We start from the raw sequence: 3,034 nt of genomic DNA on the forward strand, positions 1-3,034 counted from the left end.
GGTGTGTATCCACTACTTCCTTCCCCTTCCCGTTTTTCCCATCCTCGACGCTATCAGCATTGCGGTACCCTGGTTGATTCTCGTCAATCTACTTTATTTTATCCTATGTCTGATCCTGCGTACCAAACTTTTTTTATTGCCCTTATTGGCACTCCTGATTGCCTTTCTGAGTTTCGGCAGTTTTTACGGCTTTATTTCGGGGGAGGGGGAAAGCCCGACTCAAGAGGCTTTTACCCTGATGACCTATAACACCCGGGGTTTCAATGCCCGGGGCTATTACGAGCCCAAAAATGCAGGAGAGCAAATAGTGGATTTTATAGAGGATCAACAGCCGGCTGTAATTTGTATTCAGGAGTTTAACCGCACGTTCCTCCCACCTTTTAAAAAGTATAAAAACCGTGCCATCACCCCTGTGAAATCGGGAAAGAGCCCCCAGGCGATATTTTCCGGCTTTCCTATCTTGAATTCTGACATGATCCTTTTTCCGGAATCAGCGAACAGTGCTTTGTTTGCAGATATCCTCATAGGGAAGGATACCCTCCGGGTGTACAACGTGCACCTGCAATCCTACCAGATTCCTTCACGTGAATTTATATATACCCATAACGGAAGGGAATTCTTAAAACGATTGAACCAGGTAGCCTTAAAACACAGGCAGCAGGCGCAGCTGGTGCGGGATCACGCTGAGAATTCTCCCTATCCGGTAATCCTATGCGGGGATTTGAATGCCACGCCTTTCTCCCGTCCTTACAGGGTTCTGAGTAAAGGAATGCAAGACAGTTTTAAAAAGAAAGGTCGGAAATGGGGGGCTACCTACTACCTGAATCAAATGTTGCCTTACCGTATTGATGTCGTTTTAGCATCCCCGGGCATCGAGGTGGTGAAACACCAGAATTTTGACATCCGGGCCTCAGATCATCTGCCTGTCCAGGTAACGTTAAAGCTCCATGGAGAGTAACCAGCAGTCCACAGTATCTGCGAGGATATGTATGAGCAATGCAAGGCCGAAGATCCGGGTAGGCCTGGGAATAACCAGGAGGGTATAAAAAGCGATGGCCCAATACGTATGCAGGGGATGAAACCCAATACTGCAGCGGTTCGGATCGAAGATCGGATCGGCCAGGAGGTGGTCCAGGTCAATGACAATCCCGGATAGCAATATCAACACTGCCTTGAGCCTGTGGCGCGGATAAAAAAGGACCCCGACGATAATGGGGACTAAAAAGTGAAGGCCGTAATGGAAGATCTCTCTAATCATCCCATGGAAGTTCCTGGGCCATAAGGTATTCCCGAGCTGCAGGCCCCTGGTTGAACAGAAGGTCCAGGGCGCTCAGGTTTGCAAGAAAGCCATGCCGCTCCTGGAAGACCTGGGCGTACTCCCGCACCGATACAGAATTCTTTACTTTGGAGGAAATCAACAACCGCCCATCCCGAATCCCTTCAGGTTGGGTTTCGAATTTGGTTGAACGGGAGGCGGGAAATGGGAGCTCCAGCAGACCGCATATAACGGAGATGGCCTCCAGGTTTAAATCCAAAAGTAAAGAAAAGGGTTTTTCAAAAACAGGCTTGAGATCTGCCTCGTAATACTCGAAAAAAGGGGCTGATCTGTAGGCTGTGGCCAGACTCCTCCAATGCTGCCTCTGCCAGGGTGTACTATTTTCGATCTGTACTTCCCGGTAGGCCTGCCTGCCGGTTTTGCCTCCCACATGCCGGATCGGAATATTGAGCATAAGTGCCCCCTGGTCTGTGGCGATATAACATCGGTTTCTATACGTTTGTTTCTGAAAGTTATCCCAGACTTCCCATACGACTTTCCGCTGGGCGATAACCGCCATTGTAAGGCAATTGGGGAAGTATCCAGGATGGATTAAAACTTCCATCCTAGATTAACCCTTTTGGTTCTTTCTGCGTCGCTTTCTGAAGAAATCGAAAACAAAATACCCAACGAGTAAGAGCAGGAAGTACCTGAAATAAGATCGGGGTTCCCCGTCCCCGCCTACCGTGGTAAAGATGCGATCCCAACGCGGTTTCCAATTAGCTATCCCGTCGTTGAAATTATCAAAACTCATCCAGATAAATACAGGTTTACCGACGATATGGTCCTCCGGGACGTAGCCCCAGGCCCGGCTGTCTTCGGAATGATCCCTGTTGTCCCCCATCATCCAATAGTAGTCTTGCTTAAAGGTATATGAGTTGACAGCCTCGCCATTGACCAGTACCTGGTTCCCGGAGACGGAGGCCGTATTTTTTTCATAGTCCCGGATAATTTTCTGGTACAACGGGAAGGTCTCTGGGGTTAATTCGACTTTATCGCCCTTCGCCGGAATGTAAACAGGGCCCAATTGGTCGTAGTTCCAGGGATAGCGGGGATCTTGTGGAAAAATATTATATCCTGCCTCACCCCGGCTATCTACGATGCGCACTACGGAATCTACGGAGGACAACTTCTCAAGAGCACCGACCATCTCTGTAGTCATTGTCGTCACCCGTACCCGTGGGGTCACCTCTTTAATGGAGGAGATCCCGGCTTTGCGGATGATTTCTACGGAAAGTCCTTTCGGGCCTGTCAGCAATTCAATTTGCCCGTCTTCCCTCGATTGGGCTCCCATAAGGTTGGCGGTACTCAGAATTTCAAATTGGGCGCGATTCAGTGGGGCAGTCACATAAGTACGGGTGAAATCCGAAACACCGGCCTGATCCAGGACCCTGGCGGAGATTCCTTTTTGGCCGTAGACGCGATAATCGTACATCGGCCGGGCCCGCCCGGGCAGTTCCAGTTGTTTTCCATTGATAAAAACATAACCGTTTCGCACCTCCAGGGAGTCGCCGGGAACGCCTACACATCGCTTTACGTAATTCGATTTTTTATCGATAGGTTTTTTAACCCCAGCCTCTGCTTTGAAAAACTGCCTTACTGTATCTGCAGGCCAGCTAAAGACAACAAGGTCTGTTCGCCCCACCTTCTGAAATCCGGGCAGCCTCATATAGGGCAATTGTGGTTTTTTCAGATAGGAGCGAGTGCGGAGTACCGGAA

The 3,034-nt window shown here is 49.5% G+C and carries 4 protein-coding genes; 1 reads left to right on the plus strand and 3 read right to left on the minus strand.

Annotated features, from left to right (window positions below):
* On the plus strand, positions 1-958 hold a 958-nt coding region (locus WBV75_RS05080), incomplete at its 5' end, for an endonuclease/exonuclease/phosphatase family protein (RefSeq protein WP_424119563.1).
* Here the strand turns inward: WBV75_RS05080 and WBV75_RS05085 are convergent.
* The 3 genes from WBV75_RS05085 to lepB form a co-directional block, all read right to left on the minus strand.
* A complete protein-coding gene (locus WBV75_RS05085; RefSeq protein WP_424119564.1) occupies positions 938-1,258 on the minus strand; it encodes a DUF6122 family protein in 321 nt (106 codons plus the stop codon). The two genes, WBV75_RS05080 and WBV75_RS05085, sit on opposite strands and share 21 nt — an antisense overlap.
* Entirely contained in the window at positions 1,251-1,880 is a 630-nt protein-coding gene (locus tag WBV75_RS05090) for a WbqC family protein (protein WP_424119565.1), read from the minus strand. The genes WBV75_RS05085 and WBV75_RS05090 overlap by 8 nt, the downstream gene beginning before the upstream one ends.
* A 6-nt stretch (positions 1,881-1,886) precedes the next feature.
* A partial coding sequence (lepB, locus tag WBV75_RS05095; RefSeq protein WP_424119566.1) for a signal peptidase I occupies positions 1,887-3,034 on the minus strand: 1,148 nt, incomplete at its 5' end.

It is taken from the genome of Robiginitalea sp., from assembly GCF_049588695.1.
Classification (GTDB): Bacteria; Bacteroidota; Bacteroidia; order Flavobacteriales; family Flavobacteriaceae; genus Robiginitalea.